General features: G+C 33.2%; 23 protein-coding genes. 3 read left to right on the top strand and 20 right to left on the bottom strand.

The features are described from left to right. Positions 1-10: 10 nt before the first annotated feature. Entirely contained in the window at positions 11-1069 is a 1059-nt protein-coding gene (locus ERX46_RS16115) for a hypothetical protein (RefSeq protein ID WP_130094899.1), read from the top strand. A 299-nt stretch (positions 1070-1368) separates the two neighbouring features. Here ERX46_RS16115 and ERX46_RS16110 read toward each other — a convergent pair whose 3' ends face one another. From ERX46_RS16110 to ypfJ, 5 genes are all read right to left on the bottom strand, one after another. Beyond that, the gene (locus tag ERX46_RS16110; RefSeq protein ID WP_130094898.1) at positions 1369-1839 is read right to left on the bottom strand and encodes a GlcG/HbpS family heme-binding protein; all 471 of its coding nucleotides are present in this window, start codon (positions 1837-1839) and stop codon (positions 1369-1371) included. Positions 1840-1943: 104 nt separating this feature from the next. After that, positions 1944-2990 (bottom strand): flavin monoamine oxidase family protein, encoded by a 1047-nt coding sequence (locus ERX46_RS16105; RefSeq protein WP_130094897.1) that lies wholly within the window; start codon positions 2988-2990, stop codon positions 1944-1946. 155 nt (positions 2991-3145) lie between these two features. Further along, positions 3146-3322, bottom strand: coding sequence for a GldL-related protein (locus tag ERX46_RS17550; protein WP_165366261.1), 177 nt, complete (start codon positions 3320-3322; stop codon positions 3146-3148). 390 nt (positions 3323-3712) lie between these two features. Further along, positions 3713-5185 (bottom strand): T9SS type A sorting domain-containing protein, encoded by a 1473-nt coding sequence (locus ERX46_RS16100; protein WP_130094896.1) that lies wholly within the window; start codon positions 5183-5185, stop codon positions 3713-3715. Between the two features lie 423 nt (positions 5186-5608). After that, positions 5609-6469 (bottom strand): KPN_02809 family neutral zinc metallopeptidase, encoded by an 861-nt coding sequence (gene ypfJ, locus ERX46_RS16095; protein ID WP_130094895.1) that lies wholly within the window; start codon positions 6467-6469, stop codon positions 5609-5611. A gap of 146 nt (positions 6470-6615) precedes the next feature. Here ypfJ and ERX46_RS16090 point away from each other — a divergent pair, with 146 nt between their 5' ends. Beyond that, complete coding sequence (locus ERX46_RS16090; protein WP_130094894.1) at positions 6616-7029, top strand: OsmC family protein; 414 nt, start codon at positions 6616-6618, stop codon at positions 7027-7029. 198 nt (positions 7030-7227) lie between these two features. Here the strand turns inward: ERX46_RS16090 and ERX46_RS17620 are convergent, their stop codons facing one another. The 13 genes from ERX46_RS17620 to ERX46_RS16030 all read right to left on the bottom strand — a co-directional run bounded on the left by ERX46_RS17620 (position 7228) and on the right by ERX46_RS16030 (position 20341). Next, entirely contained in the window at positions 7228-8808 is a 1581-nt protein-coding gene (locus ERX46_RS17620; RefSeq protein ID WP_262708100.1) for a S8 family peptidase, read from the bottom strand. 36 nt (positions 8809-8844) lie between these two features. Continuing rightward, entirely contained in the window at positions 8845-9693 is an 849-nt protein-coding gene (locus ERX46_RS17615; protein WP_207214190.1) for a hypothetical protein, read from the bottom strand. Positions 9694-9699: 6 nt separating this feature from the next. After that, complete coding sequence (locus ERX46_RS16080) at positions 9700-10695, bottom strand: AAA family ATPase (RefSeq protein ID WP_130094893.1); 996 nt, start codon at positions 10693-10695, stop codon at positions 9700-9702. 320 nt (positions 10696-11015) lie between these two features. After that, positions 11016-11492 (bottom strand): gliding motility lipoprotein GldH family protein, encoded by a 477-nt coding sequence (locus ERX46_RS16075; RefSeq protein WP_165366260.1) that lies wholly within the window; start codon positions 11490-11492, stop codon positions 11016-11018. Between the two features lie 100 nt (positions 11493-11592). Next, a complete protein-coding gene (locus ERX46_RS16070) occupies positions 11593-12720 on the bottom strand; it encodes a DEAD/DEAH box helicase (protein ID WP_130094891.1) in 1128 nt (375 codons plus the stop codon). Positions 12721-12825: 105 nt separating this feature from the next. Continuing rightward, positions 12826-13305 carry an Mpo1 family 2-hydroxy fatty acid dioxygenase gene (locus ERX46_RS16065; protein ID WP_130094890.1) on the bottom strand — a complete coding sequence of 160 codons (480 nt, stop codon included), beginning with the start codon at positions 13303-13305 and terminating at the stop codon, positions 12826-12828. Positions 13306-13540: 235 nt separating this feature from the next. Further along, positions 13541-14173, bottom strand: coding sequence for an NAD(P)H-dependent oxidoreductase (locus ERX46_RS16060; protein ID WP_130094889.1), 633 nt, complete (start codon positions 14171-14173; stop codon positions 13541-13543). 27 nt (positions 14174-14200) lie between these two features. Further along, on the bottom strand, positions 14201-14659 hold the full coding sequence (locus ERX46_RS16055) for a MarR family winged helix-turn-helix transcriptional regulator (protein WP_130094888.1): 459 nt from the start codon (positions 14657-14659) through the stop codon (positions 14201-14203). A 58-nt stretch (positions 14660-14717) separates the two neighbouring features. Further along, on the bottom strand, positions 14718-15140 hold the full coding sequence (locus ERX46_RS16050; protein WP_130094887.1) for a DoxX family protein: 423 nt from the start codon (positions 15138-15140) through the stop codon (positions 14718-14720). A 956-nt stretch (positions 15141-16096) separates the two neighbouring features. After that, positions 16097-16231, bottom strand: a complete 135-nt coding sequence (locus ERX46_RS17895; protein WP_394345124.1) for a hypothetical protein — start codon at positions 16229-16231, stop codon at positions 16097-16099. Between the two features lie 194 nt (positions 16232-16425). After that, positions 16426-17031, bottom strand: coding sequence for a TMEM175 family protein (locus tag ERX46_RS16040; protein WP_130094886.1), 606 nt, complete (start codon positions 17029-17031; stop codon positions 16426-16428). Positions 17032-17372: 341 nt separating this feature from the next. Then, on the bottom strand, positions 17373-18560 hold the full coding sequence (gene fdhA / locus ERX46_RS16035; RefSeq protein WP_130094885.1) for a formaldehyde dehydrogenase, glutathione-independent: 1188 nt from the start codon (positions 18558-18560) through the stop codon (positions 17373-17375). A 974-nt stretch (positions 18561-19534) separates the two neighbouring features. Then, positions 19535-20341: a M90 family metallopeptidase gene (locus tag ERX46_RS16030; RefSeq protein ID WP_130094884.1), complete on the bottom strand. Its 807-nt coding sequence runs from the start codon at positions 20339-20341 to the stop codon at positions 19535-19537. Between the two features lie 201 nt (positions 20342-20542). On the opposite strand from ERX46_RS16030, the gene ERX46_RS16025 reads away from it, so the two are divergent. Further along, entirely contained in the window at positions 20543-21328 is a 786-nt protein-coding gene (locus ERX46_RS16025) for a DnaJ domain-containing protein (protein ID WP_130094883.1), read from the top strand. A gap of 270 nt (positions 21329-21598) precedes the next feature. Here ERX46_RS16025 and ERX46_RS16020 read toward each other — a convergent pair whose 3' ends face one another. After that, entirely contained in the window at positions 21599-22789 is a 1191-nt protein-coding gene (locus ERX46_RS16020) for a hypothetical protein (RefSeq protein WP_130094882.1), read from the bottom strand. Between the two features lie 40 nt (positions 22790-22829). Continuing rightward, on the bottom strand, positions 22830-23903 hold the full coding sequence (locus ERX46_RS16015) for an OmpA family protein (RefSeq protein WP_130094881.1): 1074 nt from the start codon (positions 23901-23903) through the stop codon (positions 22830-22832). Between the last annotated feature and the right edge of the window lie 606 nt (positions 23904-24509).

Here is a 24509-nt window from a genome sequence, read left to right as displayed (position 1 = left end):
TTTTAGCCTTATGAAAATTATAAATCTGATACTTTTCTTTTGTGCTTTTCAAGCGATATCGCAAGACACTTTTTTACTTGTACGTCAATCTACATTTGAAAATGATACATTGACTCGCTTGAATTCCATAGAGTATAATTCAAAAAAGTTACCTATTTATTCTATTTCGGTGAATTACAAAAGGAAGGATACAACCGAAATTTTTACGGAATACAATAGTGACAATAAAATAAGTCAATATGTTCAAAGTGGCCCTTATTTTCGTGATAGATGGGACACTACTTTTTACTCTTATGAAAATGATCTTACAATCATCACCCAATCGGGCAGAAATTACGAACGTATTCGGAAAACAGATCGTTTAGGTCGAAGCTTAAGTTCTTCGTCCAAATCATTTAATGATACAGGAAGATTAATAATACATAATGTAGACACTACATTTTATGATGACTTAAATTATGTACAAACAAGTAAATCATACCGAAAAATTGATATCCCAAAGCCTAAATTTAATCCTTCTAAAGAAACTCATCGAATGTATTTAGATGGTCATGTTGTTGATGTTGAATTACCTTCAAGGATTGATTTTACTGAGATTGATAAACCAAAAATGAACAATAATAAATTTGAATTAAAAGCTGTCACTAAAGTTATTAGAAACAAAGCAGGGCAAGCATTGGAAATTATAAAGAGGAACGATACAACAGGAAGGTATGAATATGATTCTTCAGGTCGGATGATTTATTTAGAGGTTAAGAATTCTCAAAAAGGAGACACTACTTTTATGAGTTACAGTTACGAGATAATTGGAGATACATTGATTAAGACAGATTGGAAAATGCAATCTCGAGAAGACGCTAAACCTATTAAAGGAACAGTTTATAAGGAGTCTATTGCTAAAGTTGATGGAAATACTCTATGGAGGTATGTTTTTGTTGATGGTTTATTAATCGCTGAGTCGAATAGGGCTTATAACGCCGAAAATCAGTTGACTAGAATTGTGATTAGACGTGAAAAGGAAGTTGAATGGTCTGAAATTAAGTATGTTTATGAATATAAGAAGTTTTGATTTTAAGGTCATCGTAAGTTATGTATCAGAGAAGAGCGGGGATGTGTGTATAGCGTGTCACCACTCTGTGGCTTTTTAAAAACGTTAAACGTTTTTTATTAACATGTCACCCACTCTGTGGGCTAAGTTGAAGATGGGCATAGTTCAGAGATTCTTTAATTAACAGCCTATCTTGTCAACGCAATTATAAAAAAAAAAATGTCTAATGTCTAACATCTAATAGTCTAAAATCTAAATACCTCAATTAATAAGGAGTTTTATTCTTTAATGAATTCATGTGGCTTTTGGAACACATTGCTTCAGTTTAAAACACTCAATCCAACTTTGGCAATCCGAACATCTTCACTTCCATGCGCTCCACCAACGCCAATTCCACCAACCACTTTTCCATTGATAAAGATTGGAATTCCGCCATCCATCATGAGCATATTTTCATCCAAATAACGAACATCTTCTGGAATTGAACCTTCTTTGATTCCTTTCGCAATTTCTGCAGTTTCTCTTTTTTGAGAACAAGCAGTATAAGCTTTTTTATAACTCGCACGAATTGTATGAACACCTGCATTGTGATGTCTCAATACAGCTAATGTTTGTCCCGATTTATCAACAATTGTAATCGTCACAAATAGTCCATCTTTATTGGCTTGGTCAAAAGCTGCTTGAACCATTTTGGCAGCCATTTCTCCTGTTAGAATAGGTTCTGTAATGTTGTTTTGTGCGTTTGTCATAGTTGTGAAAATTGTGAGGATTAAAAAGAGGAATTTCTTCATTTGACGAGTTTTGTGAATTTGGAATTCAATCAATTACTAAAGTAAGAATTATAAACTGCATTTGAAAGTAGGGTAGAGCTGTTCGTAAATGTTTTCACTGACAATTATTTCCCTAAACCAATCACTTTCTCAGCCGTAACATTCCCCGAATAAACTGCGCCTTCCATATAACCTGGGTAAGTGGAAGCTGATTCTGAACTGGAAATGAATAATCTGTTTTCAAATAAAGAATTCTTGAATATTGGATTTCCATTGTTTTGATGGGGTAAAAGAGCGCGATCAGATTCCTCAAAAGTGTATCTTTCATCGCTCCAAATACATTCTTCATAATCAATAAAGTCAGCAGCTTTTTTACCGAATACAAGTTTTACTTGTTCTATTACGCGTGACTTTCTTTCAGAATACGTCAGTTGCTTAAATGAGACACTGGTAAATCCACACAATGCAAATTTGGATCTTTCGTGATTGCAATGATCATAGAATTCAGTGATTGGTCCAGCTTGACTAAACAATGCTGAGGGAAGTTTTTCTTCCTGCCAAAACGGACTTTTGTAAGTCAAAGCAATCTTAATTGAATCCTCCATCCAAGTATGTGTTTCTTTAGCCACAGATGATAAATCCTTCGGTAATTCCGGATCGAAATTAATTCTATTTGTCCATAATTTTGGTGGAATGGCTAAAACAACTGAATCTCCTTCAAAGACATCATTAGCAAAAACCTGAAATGAATTGTTCTGAAATTTAATCTCCTTTACCGATTGATTAAGAAAGACATCTTCCTTATTTAATTCTAGAAATAACGTGTTGATTAGGTGAGAAGATCCACCTGAAATTCTATAACTAGGCGCTTGCTTCGGAATTTCCATTGTTTGAATTGGTGAATTGGAGGATGCCTGAAAGAACACTGTATTCTCCATGTGCTGCTCAAAATATTCGATATTTAATTCCTCCAATAATTTGAGTAAATGAACATGTTGAGCATAAAACCAAGTTGCACCCATTTCAACAGGTGTTTCGTTTGTTCCATAAACAGTATTTATTCTTCCACCAATTCTCGTTCTCGCATCAAGAATCTTAAATGGAACACCTTCTTTTTTGAGTCGATAAGCTGTTAAAAGTCCTGATAAACCTGCACCAATTATTATTGTCATGTTACAAAAATAGTGAAGTGCAAATCAAATCAGTTTAAATTTCTGAGAATAGTTCAGTGAAATTATCAATTGTTCCCTTGATTACCTTTCGCTCTTTTTATAGTATTAGAATACAAATGAACAGTTTAGCCTACTGGTCTTCTTTATACATTGATTTAACTGCTTTTTCTGAACTTATATATTGTAAATAATGGAATAAAAATTATTGCACTTCCCATCATTCCAAGAACAAGTGCAACATTTGCACCGGGCCAATGCATGATTTTAAAAAGTAATCCTAAAATTGTTAGACTTGAAAATAATGCTCCCGTAAAATATGCTAGACCTTTCATACTTGTTGTGTTTTAATACTTCCTACTCTTATGGCTTTTCGGATTTCGCCCCGTTTGTTCAAGTGATTGCTAGACTTCACTTTAATTAAAAATATCCTAAATGAAAAATCTACCAATTTAGAAGACTCTTCTATTCTTGTTTAAACTACATGAATAGTGGTTTGATTTCAAGCGATAAAAATATATCGACCTGTAAATTAGTTGTTTAGTGATGTGAATTTATAAAAATTATTTTAATTTCCTAAACGATTGTTATAAATATTTGATTTTTCTGAAGTGGGTTAATCGTTTTAAACAAAAAATAGGATGACTCATGCATAAATGCCGAACCATCCTATTTAATATTTTCTGAGTATAATTAAATCTCAGTTATTTAAGCTTTTAAATCTCTTATTTAATCATTAATTTCTTAGTCAGACGTTGTTTTTCATTACTGAAATTCAATAAGTAAAGTCCTTGAGGGAAATCTAAATCAATTTGATTTTGGCCATTTTTAAGTTGAACAGTCTTTAATAGTTTTCCGCTAGTATTTAATAATTCAACAACTTCAAAGTTAGCGTCATTTGTAAATTGAATACTGTTTGAAGCAGGATTTGGATAAACATTAATTTCTGTCAATTCATGAGCATTTGTTGAAAGAATACCACAAGACCAGTTACTGAAATCAACAAGACCAAGTGTAGCATCGTCAACTACATGAAATACAACTTCTTCGATTTGTGCAGAATCAGCAGCTTCATTTGACTCTATCCAACAATTTCCCATAGCGCTAATTTCAAGTGCAGTATTGTTGTAAAGCGCGAAGACTTCACCGTTATTTCCGTTGTCAGAGAATAGATTGTTTCCTAAATCAGAAGCAGTTCCTAAATCAACAGAACCTTCGCTAATTACTGTAATTCCCCAAAGATTTCTACGGATTTTATTTTCACGCACAATGATCGTTTGTGTATCATTACTACTGTTTACGGAAATTCCACTTCCTCCAAGGTTGGGGTCATTTTGTGTATTGTTGTCCTCGATAATATTTCCTTTGATAGAAGCATACGCATTTGATCCCGCTACAGTAATTCCATATCTATTGTTCTGAACAACGTTGTTTTTTATAATTGTATTGATCTCTGCACCTAAGAAATTTGAAACTCCAATTCCACCAACTTTTATCATTGCAGGATCACCAATAATAGTATTGCCGATAATTCTTAAAGTATCCGTTCCAGTTGGGCCCATGTTCAATTGCGGACGATTCTGATTGGCTTGACCATTTTTTTCTATCCAGTTATTCAGTATTTGAGCTGAAACACTTTGGTTTGCACCTGATCCAACTGCAGGTAAATCGTTTTTGTAAAAAGTGTTGTTTTGAATAATTGCAGAACCTCTAGATAATGAAATCACAGCACCACTTGAAACACCCGAAACGTTATAAGCCAAGTAAGAATCTTCGATAAGAAAATCCTCTGTCAATACTTTCAAACCTCCTGTATAAGTGATTTCAGTATTTTTTATTGAGCCAAAAGAAAATTCCTCAAAACGAATTCCATCTGATGGATTCAAAGTGTCCGACGAACTGATAAAGATTTTAGTATTCCCTTGACCAGCATCCGTTATAAAACTACCTTCAATGGTAATGCGTTTGTCGAAATCAACCAATAAGGTATCAGAAGTTGTAATTTCTAAAGTGTCAGTAGCCGAAATAATCAAATCATCACTTAACGTAAATTTTGTTCCATCAAAACTTAAGATGGTTGGATCAAGCACTGATAAATCTGCCAAATCGAATTTCTCACCATTTCCAGGAGTTGTCAATTGAGCAAAACTGCTTAAAGTCGTAAAAATACTAACGACTAATAATGTAAATTTTTTCATATTGTTTGTTTTTTAGTGTAATTGCTTAAAAGTCCGATGTATCCAAAAATACGCTTGGCTTTTATGCGTTCTTTAATTCTTTGAAGTCACGAAGATACCGTTTTTAAAGGGGGTGAGTAGGAGGAGAGGGATTCATTTTGTTATTAAAGCACAAAAAAATATTTCAAGTAATAGCGCTTTTAACTTACAAGATTACAAAACAGGATGTTTCAGTAATTTAAAAGTCTATTCTTGATTTTTTAAATCGTTTTTGAATGAACGGAATGTTTTTAGCGCGAATTATTTTTTTAAAAAAAATAGTTTTTGAAGTGCCTCAAATACTAGACTTAATATTACATTGGAGTAAACAACTCCAAAACTCCAAAACTCCACAACTTCACAACTTCACAGATTTACAAATTCACAAATTCACAAAAAAACAATCTACAATTCCCCCTCAAAAGTATTCCCTAAACTTATATCTCCTGATTTATATCCTTTCATAAACCATTCTTTCCGTTGTCTAGAAGTTCCGTGAGTAAAAGAATCTGGAGTTACATGACCTTGAACTCTTTTCTGAATTGCATCATCTCCAACTGCATTTGCTGCACTTAACGCTTCATCGATATCGCCTTCTTCAAGGTGTTGTTTCATGTAATATGCCCAAACTCCAGCATAGAAATCGGCTTGAAGTTCCTGTTTTACAGTCATTTTATTGGCCTCTTTTTGAGACATTTTACTTTGCATTTGTCTGACTTTAGCACTTGTTCCCAGAAGTGTTTGAACGTGGTGACCAACTTCGTGTGCTATAACATAAGCCATTGCGAAATCTCCACCTTCGGCACCAAAGCGAGTTTCTAATTCATTGAAAAAGTCTAAGTCCATGTACACTTTTTTATCACCCGGACAATAGAAAGGTCCAGAGGCAGAAGTCGCATTTCCGCAAGCTGTAGCAACATCTCCAGTAAATAAAACCATTCCTGGTTCTTCGTAGTTCATTCCGTTTTCTCTAAAGATTTTATTCCATATATCATCTGTATCTGCAAAAACTGTAGAAACAAAATCTCCCAATTCAATTTCTTCAGCTGAAAGTTCTCGTTGGGTTAAGTTCTGGGTATTTGAAGAGGAAGATTGTGTTATTTGATCTAAAATTGGAGCCAATGTTTGCCCCGTTTCTCCACCAAATACACTAATCAAAAGGATGATTATTCCAATAAGTCCACCGCCACCGATGAGTTTTTTACCAGAGCTCATTCCACGTCTGTCCTCAACGTTACTGCTTTTTCTTCTGCCTTTCCATTTCATATTGAGTGGTGTATATTTTGGTGTAAAAATATGGAAAGTATAGAATATTTCCTTCTGTTTTTATTGACATGCTCCACTTTAACATTGTTTACCACAATCAAAGAAACATTATCCACCTTCAATTCGTTTTATAAAAAAGACAAATTATGGAAAGAAAAGCAACAGCCGTGTGGAACGGAAACGGAAAAGAGGGTAAAGGTCATTTAACAACACAAAGTAAAGTTTTAAATAAAACCAACTATTCATTTACCAGTAGATTTGAAAATGGTGAAGGAACAAATCCTGAAGAATTAATTGCAGCGGGTCATGCGGGATGTTTTACGATGCAGTTGACTTTTAATCTGCAAGAAGCAGGTTATACAGCTGATACATTAGAAACAGAAGGGACAATCACATTGAAAGATGGAAAAGTAACTTCTTCTAATTTAAAACTCAAAGCTAAAGTTGATGGAATCAAAGATGATGAGTTTTCAAAACTGGTAAAAGATGCGGAAAAGAATTGTCCGATATCTGTGTTGTTAGATACAGAAATTAAAATGGAGTACACTTTGAATAAATAGTAGAATTAATTTTGATGTTATTATTCAATAGAATTTAATACTCAATCAAAAAGCGGGAAATCCTTCTGGAAATCCCGCTTTTTTATGTTATAGATAATGAATCTTTTTTTTTGTATTCAATGGTTTAGAATTCTTACAATTTACTGTTGAAAATTGTCAAACTAGTTCTTAAATAATACCTGTTGTATTTAGCTTGGCTTATACCTCTATTTCAACTTCATTTTCTATCTTAATACTTTCATAAATAGGGATGTCTGAACCTAATATTTCAATAGAAACAGTTAATGCATAAGGTACTTCAGATTTGTTTTTATCCCAGCCTTTATGACCTCTTACTGCAATATTTAATTCATTTGGTAATTCATAGGACTTCATTATTGTCCAATCTTTTTGAAGACTGCTGTTCGTTCTACTTATTCCCTGAACTGAGCCATGGTCACTACGATCATTAATCATCCATTTAAAAGTATCAAAGACTTTACGAGCGTCTTTATCATAATCAGTTTTTGATTCTTCAATTTCTTTTAAAGCATATTCTTTAAATTCCTCAAAAGATTCACCAATTTTAGAAGTAGACCAATCAAGCCAAGTAGCTAAGTATGACTTTGTTTTTTGACGGGTACGTCTAACTTTGGTTGAAAAAGCCAAGGTGATTTCAATTAAAATATCATATTCGTCTCCTTGTCCTCTTATTTCTTCTGGAATACTTAAGGAATATAAATGGCCTTCTTCTGCTTTTAATTTACCCGTATTATAAAATGTAATTCTATGCTCTGAATTTTTGGTAACCCTTTCTAGTGAGGGAAGCCCGTATCCAAAATACCGAATACTTGTTTTAGAAGGGTTTCTAAAGTGTTCGTTTGGTAACCGCGCCCCTTGAGCAATAAAAGCGCGGATTAAATTATTATCCTCATCAGGATAAAGCTGTTTTAGCATTGCTGCTATGTATGAAACTTTTGGAGTCGTAAATGAGGTGCCTACAGAATCCCTTCCTAAAGCACTCCCACCATGGAGTGTAGATCGTATAAGCTCTGGTGAAGTACTCTCATGTTCTCTTATTTGATTATTTCCGTTTTTAGAAATAATAAAACCTCCACCATGTTCAACAACATCAGGTTTTATCCCACCCCATATTCCAGTACCAATTCTAGAAAAAGGTGATACTTCTCCAATGCCTCCAATAGAAGTCCAATTTACATCTTCATAATTGTTGATATTAATAGAACCAACAGATAGTGAGAAGATACTTTGAGATGGATTGGCTAATCTACAATACTTTTCCTCTAAATATTGTGGATATGTTGCTCCCTGATTTAAGAAGTGCTTAATGTCGAAAGTAGATATATTTCCTGCTGAGATTAGAAAAAGTAAATCTTTTTCATAAGATAACTTATCTATAATTGCTGCCCATGAAGACATATGCCCAGTCTTATGAGGAGCATTAGAACATATTGATAAGTTGAAAATTTTGCAATCTGAATTGTTATTAGATATTTTAATCATTAATTCAGCAGGATAGTTATGAATTAATGAGTTATTTGAATCAAGAACTCTAATGTTTCTAATGAAGCAAGGCAATTGATATGGAGTAGTTAAGTTTGCCAAGCCATTTGGGTACAATATGGCACCAGCCACTTTTGTTCCATGACCTCCCCCTTTAACACTATCAGCTGTTGAAGAATCAGAATGAACGTAGGATTGGGAATGTTGTTTTTTAATGGCCTGTGTTAAGTATTTGTGATTTTCCATAATACCACTATCAATAACACCTACTTCAATAGCATCATTACTAGGTGGTAAAATCTGGATTTCAATTTATGGAACATGGCTCTCAGTTTCAGAAATTCCTAATATTTCTTCAATTTCAGATACTTCAAATACATACTGATAATTTACTACAAGGTCTTTTAAACCTGTACCTGTAATAGAAACTTCACATCCAAAGCTATCATCAAGATGAACTATTGAGCTAATTAACTCACCATAATGTTCGATAAATCCATGAAAGTGATTTTCTCTTTCCAACAGAAGGTTATCACGTTCGATTAACTTATCTTGATATTTTTTCAAACGAGTTTCACCTCCTGTTTTAGTCTGATCTGGTTCCGGACCTATTGATTTTGCAAAAGCAATTGATACTTCCAAATTGTAAAATTTATCATCTTGGATTACTTGCCATTCAGCAAGAAGTTTTTCAGATAAAATGTGACTAGGTCTCCAATCCTCTCTATTTCCCTCAAATATTTCCCAAAAATCAGCTATTCTCCCGGTTCCATGTTCAGAGTCTATAAATCCTTGAATTTTTTCTTCTAATGTTCGGAAATTATCCAATGATGCACCAATAATATACCCATCCTCTTCTTCCGATATTAGTTCAATACCAAAAGACTCTAAATCAAATTCAGCATCAATAATATCAGGATTGACTCGAATAAAAATAGGAACAATGTCTTTATCTAAATTTGCAAGATTATTATCTTCTCTTTGATTAAAAGAATTAATCCAATCTGATTTACCTGATGAAGACCAACGTTGGAGTTTTTGACTATGTTGTTGTCTATTATTTTTATTTTCTAAGGTTCTAGGATTTGGGCCACCTCCACCAAAAAAGCGAGGTTTACCTTTTAGTTTCTGAACAAATTTTAGGTGAGGAAACTTTTCCATAAGTTATTATCTGTTAATAGCTAAGTTCTCTTTCAAAGCACTATTTATGTCTTCTGAGGATATCTCATCGTTTAAATTTATTACAGCTTTTTTAGCAGCATCGTTGGCAATCTTTACAACTATAGCATAAGACATGCCTAACATTTTTTTAGAGTATTCTATTAAATTAATATCACTTTCAATTTTAAGAGCGGAAAAGCATATTTTGAGTAATTCAAAAATCTCATTTTCATTTGGTTTAGGTAATTCAATAAAGTCGTCGAATCTACGAAATAATGCATTGTCTAAACTTCCTTCAAGATTAGTAGTTGCTATTATAATTCCTTCACCGTCATACTCTTCTAATAATCCAAGTAAAATGTTGACTATTCTATGGATTTCTCCAACATCATTTGAAGAAGCACTTCTTTTTTTTCCTATTATATCAAATTCATCTAATAACAATACGCATGGATAGTCTTCGATACTTTCAAATAAACTCTGAAGATTGGATGCGGATTCACCTAAATAAGAAGAAATAATCGAATCAAACCGAACTTTGTAGTAAGGTAAACCTAATCTCCATGCTATACGTTCAGCACCCATTGATTTACCGCATCCTGATGACCCATAGAATAATATCTTCTTTCTAGGTTTTAACCCATGATGAGCCAACCTTTCTCTAGCAAGATATTCTTTTTCAATTCGTAGTATTTTACTCTCTACCTCTGGCGATAAGACCATTTCATGTCTTAAAAGATTATGTTCTACATGAGTAGCTAAGGGAAGTTTATATCTTCTATCAACAGGTATTCTATAATCTTTTTCTTTTGCAACTTTTAAAGACGGAGTTACAGGTTTTTTTAAAAGGTTGTCTTCTAAAATACTATTAAGCTTGACTGCTAATTTAGTATGTCCTTTACGCTTCTCATCTTCGATTATACTATAAGCAATCTTCATTAGAGGAGCGTCCTTTTCTCCAGTAATCGACTTGAATAATCTTGTTAAAAGTGCCTGATTCATAATAATCCAAAGTTATGAATTAAATTCGTTTAATCTCTTACCTAACCAAAAAAACCAATTCCTTTTCTTACCTGCTTCACCTTAATATAATTAATTCTCAATTTCCTTTCATATTCCTTGAAGGTCATTGCTCCTGTGTTATTCACAAAAAAAAAATATTAAAACTCCTTCTTTCCTTGATCTTGCAGTTCTAACATTTCGCTGCGTAAAATATTCATCAATATTCAATCGTTTATAATAATTCAAAAAGCGGGAAATCCTTATGGAAATCCCGCTTTTTTATGCTTTACAAAATTACTTCTGTCTAATATAGTTTGTCTTTATTGACTCTTGTTTGCCTTATCCAATATTACTCCAATCGACATTGCGAAAATTAAGGGATCGTTTGGCATGACATGTTCAATTTGATAAGTATAAGTGCCTGTTTCTGGATATATTTTATCGGCTTCAATCATGTGTTCACTGTCCCAAATATCAAACCCAGGATCACCAATATAATCACCTTTTTCGTCACGTATCTTTAAATCATATTCCGCTGTAGTTACCTCTCCACTTGGACTCGTTTCTGTAACTTCTACTTTTGCTACTTGATATTGATATCCAGTAGCGTATCGTAAAGAAAGACTCATGTTATAGGGTATACTGCTATCTTCAATGGGCACTTTAAATTCACGCTTGTCCTTACTTAACCATTCCACTTCTGGGGATAAATCAAGGTGTTTAACATATATACGTCCTTCTTGCTGACAAGAGAAAAGTAGAAATGAAAGTAGACAGATAGAAAATATTTTTTTCATGTTTTTAATTTTGATCATTTGAAAAAATAATGAAGAATAAAAGTAATTATGAAACTAATATACTAATGTTGGGATGACAAAGCAAATTAAAGAGGTGTATTTACTTTTGTCTTACCTGCTTCACTTTTGAAAACTTAATTCCCAATTTTCTCTCATATTCCTTCAAAGTTTTCGCTTCTGCGTTATTTACAAAACACATAGAAACACCTTCTTTTCCAGCTCTAGCAGTTCTACCACTTCGGTGGGTATAATATTCATCGCTTTCTGGAAGTTGGTAATGTGCTACAAAAGTCAAACCTTCAACATCAATTCCTCTTGCTGAAACATCCGTTGCCACAAGAATTCTTAATGATTCATTTTTGAATGCACGCATTACTTTATCGCGTTCTTTTTGGAGTAAATCTCCATGAATAGCATCTGTTGAAATATTTTTCGCGATTAATTGTTTGGCTAATTTTTGAGTTGCTGCTTTGGTTTTACAAAAAACGACTCCTCGGTTTTTGTGTTGAGATTGTAAGAAAAGTAATAATGCTTCCAATTTCTCAGATTCATCACAAACTAAATATTGGTGCGAAATGTTTTTATTAACAACATCTGCTTTCTTTACTTCAACACGATCAGCGTCTTTCTTTAAATGTTTCGAAATAATTTGCTGAATTCCATGTGGAATAGTAGCTGAGAACAACCATTTATTTTCAACTGAAGGAAGGAAACTTAAGATTTCATCCAATTCTTTTTGGAATCCCATGCTTAACATTTCGTCAGCTTCGTCTAAAATAACAGTTTTTACTTTGCTTAGATCAACAGCTTTACGGTTCACTAAATCGATCAATCGACCTGGTGTTGCTACGATAATATGTGTTGTGCGTTGTAAATTTGATACTTGACGTTCAATGTGTTCTCCACCATAAACTGATTCAATAAAAACTTTATCAGCATATTTTATGAATTTGAACAATTGCTTTGCAACTTGTTGCGCCAACTCACGTGTTGGACAAAGTATTAGACCTTGAACATCATTTATATTCGAATCAACTTTCATCAATAAAGGCAAACCAAAAGCAGCAGTTTTTCCTGTTCCTGTCTGTGCTTGCGCTACCATGTGGGTTTTATCACCCAATAAAATAGGAATGACTCTATTCTGAATGTCAGAAGGTTTAACAATGTTTAATTCAGCAATACCTTTTGCCAAGTTTGCGCTAATACCTAGTTCTTCGAAGTTTTTCAAAATGGATGTTTTTTATTCGGTGCAAAGGTACATAAAAGATAAAGTGTAAGCTAAAAATTATTTTGATGGATTTCGATTGGACTTTTACCTTTATAATGAGCGATTTTAATATTTGATTCCAACGCGTTTATAAATGAAATGCATTAGCCAAGCTGGGCCAATTAATAAAAACTGAATATCCTTTAAAAAGGAAGGTTTTTTCCCTTCTACTTTATGTCCGTAAAATTGACCAATCCATGCCAACACAAAGACAATTACTGCGATAATCCACAATGGAAAAATAGAATTTTGTAGTAGAAGTTCTGAAATATATAAAGAAATAGAAATGAAAATAAACATTCCTAAAGCTATCGAAGTGGATAAGGAGAAGTAATAAATAAGAACAGGAATCATTAAAAAAACTGCCCAGTTTGAGAAGAAGTAATTTCCAAAATTTTCAATCAAAAATGAATTTGGAATGGAATAGAGTAGTGCGATGATGGACCAAAATATCAGCGGAACACAAATCCAATGAATGCGTTTGTTTTGTGCATTCTGATGACTTTCACTGTATTCGTTGAGGAGGGCTTGTAATTTTTGACTCATGTAAGCAGCTTTTCTTGTTACCTATAAAGTTAGGAAAAGAAATTGAATCTTAAGAGAACTTCAATAATCAAGTTAGAAGGTAAATCATTAGGAAGAAGAAGAAGAAGAAGAAGAAGAAGAAAGGGATTCGGAACTATAAGCCATAATTTAGATTGATTTTACAGACGCTAAACAAAAAAAAGCGATTCGGAATTCCTCCAAATCGCTTTTTCTAAACTAACTACTTATTCAACCACTAATCAATAACAGTAACTAAATCTTCCTTACTTTTTCTAACTTTCTTTAAGTTTACTAACCAATCATCAGATTCATTTCTGTATCCGATTGGCAACATTACACAGCTTCTCAGTCCTTTTTCTCTTAGACCTAAGATTTTGTCCACTGCGTCAGCTTCGAATCCTTCCAGCGGTGTGCTGTCTAATCCTTGAAATGCAGCTGCGGAAATTGCTTGAGAAAATGCAATGTACGCTTGTTTTGCAGCGTGATTAAAGTTTTCCTCTGGATCTCTTTGTGGGTAACTTCCCAATAACATCTGACGGTAATTTTCCCAACCATCATTTTTAAATCCACGAATATCATTTGTTAAATCAAACATTTTGTTGATTCTATCTGCTGTATAAGTGTCCCACGCAGCGAAAACCAATAAATGCGAACAGTCCGTAATTACTGATTGATTCCATGCAACTGGACGAATCTTTTCTTTCAATTCTTGATTCGTAATCACAATAACTTCGAAAGGTTGTAATCCGCTTGAAGTAGGAGAAAGGGAAATCGCCTCAATAATATTGTCAATTTTGTCTTGTGGCACTTTGTTACCATTCATCGCTTTTGCAGCGTATCTCCAATTTAATTTATCTAATAATTCCATTTTATTGTATTCTATATTTGTATGTGTTTAACCTAAAATTTTATTGTTCTTTGATAGAATCTCAATCCATTCATTGAGCATATCCTTCATTTTTATAACCTCTTCTAATTGAACGTTTTCGTTAAGTAAAATCTTAACGAGCTCTCCCGGAATTGGCTTTGCTAAAGTTTTGAATTCACTTCCTTTCTTTGTCAATTTTACAATCACGCTTCTTTCATCTTTTGGCGATCTATTGCGTTCAATGATTTCCATTTTCTCCATACGCTTCAACAATGGCGAAAGTGTATTGGTATTTAAAAGTAGTTTTTCCGAAATCTGATTAACTGAAATCTCATCATTTTCCCACAAAACCATCAACACCAAATATTGCGGATAAGTGATTCCCATTTCATCCAAATAAGGTTTGTAAGCTTTTGTAATCAACCGAGAAACCGAGTAAATCGGAAAGCAAACTTGATTTTCTAACTTTAATTTAGAGTCTTCCATTTTTTAAAATATTTTCTTCTGTGAAACAATCAAAATCCAAATCATAATTTTTAAATTATCAATTATCAATTGACTTCCTTGCTTTCCATGCACCTGATGACCACAAAGCCCAAACGATCAGTACAGGTTGAAAGAACAATCGAATTAATCTTGCTGTGTCAGAATTCAGAGGGCCAAAATCTTTACCATCTATATATTGTGCGATGTTTCCTGGGAATATTAAAATATAAAATATAGCTAAGGCCCATCCAAAATTTACTCTTTGTTTTTTCCAAAACATTAACCCAAGTCCTAAAGTCATTTCAACTATTCCTGATAGAATGACTACTAAATCTTTGCTCATTGGCAACCATTCAGGAACTTGTGCTTGAAATTCGACCCTGTTAAATGTCAAGTGACTAAACCCAGCGACTATCATGAATAAAGCAATTATGATTCTAAAAATCTTCTGTGTTAATGTTGTTTCAACGTAATTTTTCATTTCTTTTATTTATATCTTTTGCGATTATATCGTGTACGACACAAATGTACGGCTTTTTATTAAAACAAGAAGTTTTTATTATTATTTTATGTTTTTTTTAGTTATTGAATCATTCAACCAGCATTGACTTTGATTCAAATTACACAGTATAGTTGTTTTTAACGCTTTTCTAAAGTCCAACGATTAAACCCTGTCGTTTTTGGATTAGTATAGATTTTGGTAAGTTTTAGAAACACTATTACGTTTCACTGCGTCTAGAAAAATAAAGTATTTTACTATTTAATAAAGAGGTTTTTACGGTATAATATATTCATTTGTACAAATTTCAACAATTGTATTGACCGTGTCTGTAGGAATTTGACTATTCTAATAAGGAAAGGAATGTGCTAAACCTGTGAAAATAGCTCTCAATGGTTTATATATTCCATCTATATCCAAATTGCGCACAGCCATATTAAAAATTATATTTGAATCGTGAAACTAAAGGCATCATCTTCAATTTTAAAAACCTCGGGATTTAGAGCTTCTGCAGAAATAGGTTTTACTAGACAACTTAAATTTACCTATCAAGGCTAATTCTACCTGTATTGAATTCGGGTTTTGGTCGTAAATAAAGATGTAAATTGATATAATAATCAATTCTGCTTATTGTTCCCCTTGATCGGTTTCATTAAGTTCAGATCCGCATTTGGTGTTTAATACGTCTCAGTTAATAACAGTATAAATCAACAATTGACATTCACAAAAAGACCCCTAACTTTCTTTTTCAAAAATTATATTTCTTTCCGAATTTTTCTTGTACATGTTCTTAGGATTGATCTCTCCGTTCGCAGTTGAACGATAGCTTTTGTTATTTGGGTTTAGAATACATTCGAGTTGATGTTCAATTATTTTTTTTAAAGGAAAAAGGAAATCCTTCGTGTCGCATTGTTTTAAGCCACCTTCCTTAAGTAAATTTAAACAGTATACACTGACTCAATAGTAATAAGGCAAAGAGATTCTGGCGGCTGCTTAATAATAAGTTTTGATTTTAATTTATTATCAAAACTCACGCTTTTAAGTTTTTGCAAGTTCTTACTTAATTTAAGCATTTTACGTGCGTAAGGCCATGTACCATCGAGAATAAAAATGTTGAAATCAGTCTTATTGTATTTTTTAGCAAATTAATCATTTCCAACTTCTCCAACGTAACCTAAAACTCTAATGATAGTATCTTTTACTTCTTCTTCTATAATGTTTTTATCTGTTGTACTTTGAATCTTTTCAGCTGAATCTACAAATATAATTAGAATTTTTTTGGAGGAATAATATATGTTAGAGTAACCACAAATACTAGTCCCAGTGCTAATTTGTAATCAACAAAAATCAAGAAAAAAGCAATTACTTCTACAAGTGGACCTTTTACCCAGCTTATTATTGCATCCTTTTTTAATTCTTTTTTTGTCCTGTCTGTTTTAAATAATCCACTTTTGAATATTGCATAATGATGAAGCAATCTAAATGTTACGGCTTTAATGAAATAAGCACCTACCAATAGCATTGTAGCAGTTTCCGTATTATGAACCTGCCCAAGAAGTGCAGTTGGATAAACGATAAGCGAAAGTGAGAATAAAAACAATAGATTTAGCCAAATAAAAGGAGCATCTACAGCTTTCATTTTGCTAAACAGAATATGATGATTGAATAGGTGCACTGCTATTACCAAAAAACTAATTGCGTATGGAATTAATTGTGGAATCAAATATTCTAGTAGTTCAAAAATTGAATATTTTTTTATCAGAAAATCTTCTGGAATTTCGAATGCCATAACCAAAATGGTTATTAAAATGGCAATTACTCCATCGCTAAAATTTTCTAATCTAGCTTTGTCTATGATGTTCTTGTCCTTCATATTAATATTTAATTAATTCAATTTGCATGGTTCTCTTACCCTTAGAAGTTTGAGATGCGATTATGTCACCTACTATTTGATATTGATATTCGCAATTTTGGTTTTTTAAAGAGCGTTATTATTGCTCTTAAATGAATTTCATTTTGATGTTGGATTGATATTGTATCTTTAAAAAAAAAAAGAGGGCAATTAGTTTTAATTGCCCTCTTAATAAGTAATTAAGATGTAATGTTTATAATTTTACTTTTTAATATCGCTATTATAAATGTACAAATATACTACGAAGGTAACTTATCGTGTTACTAAAATAGTCCAATAACTTATGATAAAAGGTCAAATAATTAGACGATCATACCATGTGGGTCAATAACAAACTTTTTAGCGACTCCTGAGTCAAATTCTTCATACCCTCTAGGTGCATCTTTTAGGCTTATCACTTCCGCATTTACGGCTTTGGCGATATTTACCTTATCGTGCAATATGGCATTCATTAGTTGTCTGTGATATTTCATTACAGGTGTTTGTCCTGTATGGAATGAATGAGATTTAGCCCATCCTAATCCAAAACGGATTTTCAGACTTCCTTGTTTTGCAGACTCTTCTGTAGCTCCTGGATCTTCAGTCACATAAAGACCTGGAATTCCTATAGCTCCACCAGCTTTAGTGATTGCCATAGCTTGGTTTAATACAATGGCAGGCATTTCTTTACCTGCGTTGGCTCCGTGTCCAGTAGCTTCGAAACCTACACAATCCACAAAACAATCTACTTCAGGAATACCTACAATCATAGCGATTTGCTCTTCTACAGGAATCCCGTTAGTTAAATCAATAGTTTCACAACCAAAACTTCTGGCGTGGGCAAGACGTGCTTGATTCATATCTCCTACAATTACAATGGCAGCACCTAATAATTGACAGCTTGAAGCACAAGCTAGTCCTACTGGACCTGCACCTGCAATATATACAACTGAACCAGCAGTAACTCCTGCCATAACTGCTCCATGAAATCCTGTCGGGAAAATATCAGTAAGCATAGTCAGATCCAATATTTTTTCCATTGCTTGATCCTTATCTGGAAATTTTAATAAGTTAAAATCCGCATAAGGTATCATTACGTATTCGGCCTGACCTCCAATCCAGCCACCCATATCAACATATCCGTAAGCACCTCCTGGACGATCTCCGTTTACATTTAAACAGATATTCGTTAGACCGTTTTTACAATTCACACAACGACCACAAGCAACATTGAAGGGAACAGAAACTAAGTCTCCTATTTTGATATATTCTACGTCGCTACCGCATTCTATAACCTCTCCTGTGATTTCATGCCCGAGCACCAAACCTTTTTCGGCAGTGGTTCTTCCTCTTACCATGTGTTGATCTGAACCACAAATGTTACTTGCTACTATTTTTAAGATAACACCGTGTTCACATTTACGATCTCCCAATGCAAGTTTGGGATAGTCTATTTCCTTTAATTCTACTTCTCCTGTACCTTTATAGGCAATTCCATGATTTTTACACATAATGTTTTGGTTTTAATGACATTAATTATATTATAATTGTAAAATTAAGGTTAATTCCTTAGTTAGTACTTATGAAAAAAGGTCAAATATTCAATGCAAGGAAAACATTACTAGATGAAACGATAAATATATATCATTACTATAAATGAAATATGGTATCTCACCTTTTACTATTTGATTGTTTTCTGTGTGTTTTTCTAAACATTCCTTGAGTGTTTTTTTAGAAAAAAAGAAAAGTTTACAATAGTAACTCACTTCTGCATCAAGCAACTCTGTCCAAATCCAATTTTGTTTTTAAGCAGCTAAGATTGGTCTTTATTTACTAAAGCTGATGTCCCTAAAAAGTGTACATGCTTTTTTCCAACTTGTAAAAAGCTAAACATATTCATTCCTAAATTGACCTTACTTTTAATAACATCATTGGTCATTTTAAAATCATGGCCGAATAAACCTGACCTTTCTTTTTTGTCCTTGAATATAAATTTCGGGTATGTTTTGTATTGGCATCTGGATTTTTTTTTTCAGCTTGGAGGTAACGGTTTAGGCTTTAAGTAGAACCTGTTTTCTATATGTTTTATAGAAGACACAAACTTTTAGATAGACATGAATGTAAAAATCGAAGGGTTGCACAAGCTGACAGCAAAGGACGTGTTACCAGTTGTCACTTCTCCCTCCATAATTTGTGAGTTCGTTTTCCAAGCTCAACTTTAACACATCTATTAGCGCTGCTGAATTCTGAGATGTCCTATTTTTTATTTCTTCTTTAAAATCAGAAGTTTTGATATCCTTCCAACTATAAATAAGGAAGAGAATAAAATTCTATTACTATCTAAATAGTTAGAAATTAGCCGTTAGGCTTTGGTCCTTATGTCTAATATTTAACATCCAATTTTTGATATAGAGGTTTTTAGAAACTAAAGCGAAATGCACAAGAGTGCATAGTTTTAACTCTATCTGAGACCAATGAACACTACCTAATTTTCTTTTTTATCACCATAAAATGCATCCAAGGCATTGTACAATCCAGGATGTTCTACTCTTAATCGTTCTGGTTTTTCAAAAAAGAATTCACTCACAACGGCCAAGAATTCAGCACGGTTAGCCGCTCCGTAGTCTCTAATTGATGAAGTTCCAAAATCAATTTCATTCATTTTAATGTTTATGATGTGTAGCCAAGGCATTAAATCAACATCATTCATGGAATTCCCTAACACCCCATCGATCTTTCCATCTTGTTTATCAAGAATATGTATGAATTCATGAATTACTACATTTTTATTATCTGTATTGTCATGAAACCCTTGATGCACAGATTTTCGGGATAACATTACTTTTCCTTCCATGGCTCCCCAGCCTACCAATCCATGCGCCATTTTGGTTGAATCAGGGATCTGGAATTTATCAGGATAAAGCTGAACTTCTTTGAGGTTTGCATAATTCCATTTCGAAAAACGAAAAATGGGAATTACGGCTCCAGCTGCAATCAATATTTTATCTTCATGCGATACTTCAGTATTCATTCCTTGGATATTCACATTCAAAAGAAAAATGTGGACTTTTCTTTCAAATTCCGTTTTCTCATCTCTTGTAAGTCGATTATAGAAGTTGACACGTTCCTTAAGTATACTTCTCCATAATCTTGGAAAGGGTTTTTTTGATTTATTGTTGTTTATTGGCTTTATTGAGTTATGGAATTCTTGCTTAGAAGCCTTTAACTTTCTGTATCCAAAAAGTAATCCAAATGCAACTCCTATTATTAAGTAAATGGTGATATTGTTCATGCATTTAAAGATAACATTTCAACAGAGAATACGAGTAGAGAAATTTATAAAATTTTATATCGACTACATTGTAAAGGAATCATAACAGAAAATGAAAAAACATAAAGCAAACACGAAAAGTAATTTCATCTATTTTAACTACTTTAGGCACGATTTAAGGTGTGATTTTTACGATTAATCCATTGATTAATCACACACACTGTGAAAAATATTAACAATAATTCAGGTACATCTATGGCTTTCTTAATCGCTTTTGTTTTTGTATTATTTGTTGTGGTCGTTCCAGTATTGGGTAACATTAAAAATGATAGAGCATGGGACCATAACTTAATGAATAATGAACAGCAGACGAACGAAATACCTCCTCATGATCCATTATTAGAGGCATACATAAGCCTTGGTGCACTCATGGTTCGCAAGGATAGATCATCTTACAAAGAAAAAATACTTTATTTAAATAGTTATTTTTCTAAGCATTTCCCGCTTTCACATTATGACTTTGGACGTTCGTTCACAGAAAGTTTAAAATACCCTATTCATCCCCGCGTAATTTCTAAGTGGTTGCGAAGAAAATTACCTCAACGAAAGCAGCGCTTGCAAATCATGTATTTTTTGGCAAGTCTATCAAATGTTGACGGTGCTATGAACAAACGCGAAATAGCATTATTAAAAGACATAAACAATCTGTTAAAACTATCGACGGAGGATTTTGACAGCATTATAGCGATGTATACTCAGAAACGAGAAAGAACTAAATCTTCAGGAAATTCAATTTCTCGAATTTCTGCGATAGAACTTGCATTCAAGGTTATGGGTATTTCTAAAAATGCTTCAAAGGATGAAATTAAAAAAGCCCATCGTCGCCTGGTAAAATTGCATCATCCAGATGTTTTTGCCACTCATGGGGTGGAGCATCAGGAAATTGCCGAGAAAAGATTTATAGAGATTCAAAAAGCATACGAAATTTTAGAAACGAGGTGGAAGTAGTGTTTTGAGCATTTTCTAGAACTTATTATATAGTTGTTTATGCTTCTTTATTTGAAGACGTGCATTAAAAAGCAGGAGAAAATTAATTTCTGAATAATTTTTAGTTATTGAAATCACCCGTTGTGGACCTCTTCGTCTTACTGATAACGCCTTCCTAAGGTGCGTATCCCGAAGGATGCACTATGCCATTGTTAGTGGCTGGCATTTTGATGTCCGTTTATTTAATTTCTTTCAACTCCCTGTTTTTTGTTTTAGTAACTGAAACAATTGTCAACGCCTCAAACGCTTCTTAATTTTCTTAATTTGTTTCAATGCGTTTTCATTATCAGAATTAAATTTTAAAGACTTCTCATAAGAAAATAAAGCAGATTCATATTCCTTATTCTTCATATACGCGTCTCCTAAACTATCGTATGAGTTCCATGAGTAAGGATGGTATTTTATATTTAACCTAAATAGATTAATAGCAGAACTAGTTTCTTTTTGCTCAAGAAAACTATATCCGGTATAATTAATTTCTCTTTCAAAGAAACCTAGCATACCGCTTATGTTTTGAGTTTTGATATAATCAGCCAAGGCAGTAGAGTCTTTAGCAATGTCAGTTGTATTTATTGTATTAATAAACTTTTTCGCATTATTAAATCTATTAAATTGACTTTGACCATCGGTACTGTTAGGAAACATAGATGGAATGACTAAAATGGTATCTCTTTTATTTAATTTATCTTTTAATTTAAATTTCACCGAAAAATTGTAATCATGATAAAAATATAGATTAACGGTTCCTTCATTCAAATCATAAATAGTTGTATACAAGGTTCCAGCAACATTATCTGGCCATCGTTGATGCAGCGTATCACTTAGCGACCGGAGATAACTTAATGTCGTGTCTGCTTCGGCTTCAAGCATTTTTCTACCCCTTTGATAAAAAGGAATTTTTACTGCATTTAAATCAGGGGTTCTTGATGGGCAAAAGTTTGATAATAAATATTTGTCATCGTTTCCTTTGATCATAGTATCTGCCTCAACAATCAAGTAATCGCCAGATTTGTCAACGTATAAGATCATACCTTGAGATAAAGAACTTAAATCATAATTGTTTAGGAAGTTGCGTACATCATCAACATTTTTACATGTCTGCATAATGGTTTTTCCCATGTCTGCTTGAAAAATTGGCTTATTAGATTTATGTCTCGGAATGTATGGGTCAATAGCAAATCCATCAAACACAAGGCCTTCTTCATTCATTCCTCCTTGAGGATACATATTGTCATATCCAACATACATAGATCCATATTCACTTGTTTTCCCTTTTTCAAACCAAATGCGAGTATTAGAATTCCAAAAATCTTCATTATTGCCTACAAATGTTTTACCATGCATTGTTATTTTGTACATACTGCAAGCGTATGATTGAAAATGATTAAATAGGAGAAATAGAAATAATATTTTAATCTTCATTTTGTATTGATTTAGATTTTGTCGGATGTAAAAGTATTGTTTAATTTTTATTTATAATAAATTCAACTCTTCGATTTTGTTGTTTACCCTCATTTGTATCATTTGTTGTGACTGGGTTTGAGCTGCCGTATCCATTATAATTTATTCTTAATTTGTTAATTCCTTTTAAAACCAAATAGTCTGCTACAGATTGTGCTCTTGCTTCGGATAGTGTTATATTTTGGTCTTCATTTCCTGTATTGTCAGTGTGTCCGCTAATTAAAATAGTAGTATTAATATTTTTACTTTTACTTAAAAATTGAACTAATCTGTCTAACTCTATAAAAGATGCAGTAAGCAATTCACTATTATTTGTAGTGAAGAATATATTTTTCAATCTAACCGTTTCTCCTATTTTTGGCGAATATATCTTCGGTATTGAGTCCGTAACTTCATTAGTAACAACAGAATCGGTTTTCTCATTTATCGGTGTTAAAGACACATCATCGATATAATAGTGATCAAATACTATGCACTTACCTTCAGAAAGTTTATAATCAAAATGACCAATAATAATTACTGTTTCACCTCCTTCTGCTTTATAAACTGCCGAGAGCTTTGTCCAATTCTTTTTGTCTTTGTATCCTTTCGGGTTAATAAAATTAACTTGTGGTTTCTCTTCAATGCCTCTAGTGGTAACGCCCCATATATTTTTATTGGTAAATAGCACACCAAATTCTTTCACTGATCCAAGCGTTCTTTCCGCCTTGCTGATATAAAACTCTATGCGGTATTCCTTGTCTTTTGTTAAAGGCACGATTAGTTTTGTTTCTATGTATTCAACATATTTTTTACGGATGCAAATTCCAGCATACGCATCTCCTGTATGTGGTGTTTGACGACCAAAAATGTTTTTTGGTGTACCGCAACTTCTTCCTTTACCCGAACCTTTATAGTAGTAATCTGAATAAGCCTTTGGTGCTATCCAGTAATTTGCTCGGTTTATACTGTTGCCCTTTTTTTCGGGCATTCTATTCGCTAATTCAAAACTCGGATTAGGAATGAGATTTTGCGCACAAATATTCATCGAGATACAAAATAAATAGGTGAATACAAATGGTATAGATGTCTTCATATAAAAACAATAACTTTAAATTTGTTAAAAGTTACATATTGGGATATAATGTTATTCCGCTGTCGACTTACCGCACCACGATTGGTGATAACAGATGAGCCTTTGCGGCGGCCTGTTTGCTAAATGTTTTATCGAAGATACAAACTTTTAGATTTACATGAATGTAAAAATCGAAGGTTTTTACAGGCTGACCGTCAAAGGCTGTGTGTGTGCCTTGAATGGTAAATATAAAGAAATTCTCACAACTTGTTGAGAGAAAGTCCAGAGAGTGTAAGTCTCTCATGTGCTGGGGTAACGCCTGGAAACATTAGTAAGTCGCAAGCTGGTTTGGAGTGATCCATGCAGTGAAGTAAGCGAGACTACAAAAGTCTGAACTGACGAACAGGAACGGGATAAGAGGCATAGCTGTACGGATGAGTAAGCACATCATTGCGAAGTCCAACGAATACAAGAAGTACAGCTATGTAGATTCCGCAGGGTTAGACGGAAGGACATTTACCTTACCAAGGGAGGTCTCCGAAGTCACGAGTTGGCAAAACGGAGAAGTCAGCAGAGGTCATAGTACTTTGGAGATACGAGCCGATGAATGAAGCGGAGGTCTCACAA

Origin of the sequence: Brumimicrobium glaciale (assembly GCF_004152935.1) — a bacterium.
Lineage (GTDB): Bacteria > Bacteroidota > Bacteroidia > Flavobacteriales_D > Crocinitomicaceae > Brumimicrobium > Brumimicrobium glaciale.
This window is presented reverse-complemented; position numbering and strand designations above follow the sequence as displayed.

What these genes read in the sequence shown, in the direction of transcription:
- ERX46_RS16050 (WP_130094887.1), bottom strand. Translation starts at nt 15,140, where the DNA reads ATGAAAAATTACGTTGAAACAACATTAACACAGAAGATTTTTAGAATC.
- ERX46_RS16110 (WP_130094898.1), bottom strand. Translation starts at nt 1,839, where the DNA reads ATGAAGAAATTCCTCTTTTTAATCCTCACAATTTTCACAACTATGACA.
- ERX46_RS16020 (WP_130094882.1), bottom strand. Translation starts at nt 22,789, where the DNA reads ATGAAGATTAAAATATTATTTCTATTTCTCCTATTTAATCATTTTCAA.
- ERX46_RS16065 (WP_130094890.1), bottom strand. Translation starts at nt 13,305, where the DNA reads ATGAGTCAAAAATTACAAGCCCTCCTCAACGAATACAGTGAAAGTCAT.
- fdhA (WP_130094885.1), bottom strand. Translation starts at nt 18,560, where the DNA reads ATGTGTAAAAATCATGGAATTGCCTATAAAGGTACAGGAGAAGTAGAA.
- ERX46_RS16100 (WP_130094896.1), bottom strand. Translation starts at nt 5,185, where the DNA reads ATGAAAAAATTTACATTATTAGTCGTTAGTATTTTTACGACTTTAAGC.
- ERX46_RS16030 (WP_130094884.1), bottom strand. Translation starts at nt 20,341, where the DNA reads ATGAACAATATCACCATTTACTTAATAATAGGAGTTGCATTTGGATTA.
- ERX46_RS17895 (WP_394345124.1), bottom strand. Translation starts at nt 16,231, where the DNA reads ATGCTTAAATTAAGTAAGAACTTGCAAAAACTTAAAAGCGTGAGTTTT.
- ypfJ (WP_130094895.1), bottom strand. Translation starts at nt 6,469, where the DNA reads ATGAAATGGAAAGGCAGAAGAAAAAGCAGTAACGTTGAGGACAGACGT.
- ERX46_RS16115 (WP_130094899.1), top strand. Translation starts at nt 11, where the DNA reads ATGAAAATTATAAATCTGATACTTTTCTTTTGTGCTTTTCAAGCGATA.
- ERX46_RS16080 (WP_130094893.1), bottom strand. Translation starts at nt 10,695, where the DNA reads ATGAATCAGGCACTTTTAACAAGATTATTCAAGTCGATTACTGGAGAA.
- ERX46_RS16090 (WP_130094894.1), top strand. Translation starts at nt 6,616, where the DNA reads ATGGAAAGAAAAGCAACAGCCGTGTGGAACGGAAACGGAAAAGAGGGT.
- ERX46_RS16015 (WP_130094881.1), bottom strand. Translation starts at nt 23,903, where the DNA reads ATGAAGACATCTATACCATTTGTATTCACCTATTTATTTTGTATCTCG.
- ERX46_RS16075 (WP_165366260.1), bottom strand. Translation starts at nt 11,492, where the DNA reads ATGAAAAAAATATTTTCTATCTGTCTACTTTCATTTCTACTTTTCTCT.
- ERX46_RS16105 (WP_130094897.1), bottom strand. Translation starts at nt 2,990, where the DNA reads ATGACAATAATAATTGGTGCAGGTTTATCAGGACTTTTAACAGCTTAT.
- ERX46_RS16040 (WP_130094886.1), bottom strand. Translation starts at nt 17,031, where the DNA reads ATGAAGGACAAGAACATCATAGACAAAGCTAGATTAGAAAATTTTAGC.
- ERX46_RS16060 (WP_130094889.1), bottom strand. Translation starts at nt 14,173, where the DNA reads ATGGAATTATTAGATAAATTAAATTGGAGATACGCTGCAAAAGCGATG.
- ERX46_RS17550 (WP_165366261.1), bottom strand. Translation starts at nt 3,322, where the DNA reads ATGAAAGGTCTAGCATATTTTACGGGAGCATTATTTTCAAGTCTAACA.
- ERX46_RS16055 (WP_130094888.1), bottom strand. Translation starts at nt 14,659, where the DNA reads ATGGAAGACTCTAAATTAAAGTTAGAAAATCAAGTTTGCTTTCCGATT.
- ERX46_RS17615 (WP_207214190.1), bottom strand. Translation starts at nt 9,693, where the DNA reads ATGGAAAAGTTTCCTCACCTAAAATTTGTTCAGAAACTAAAAGGTAAA.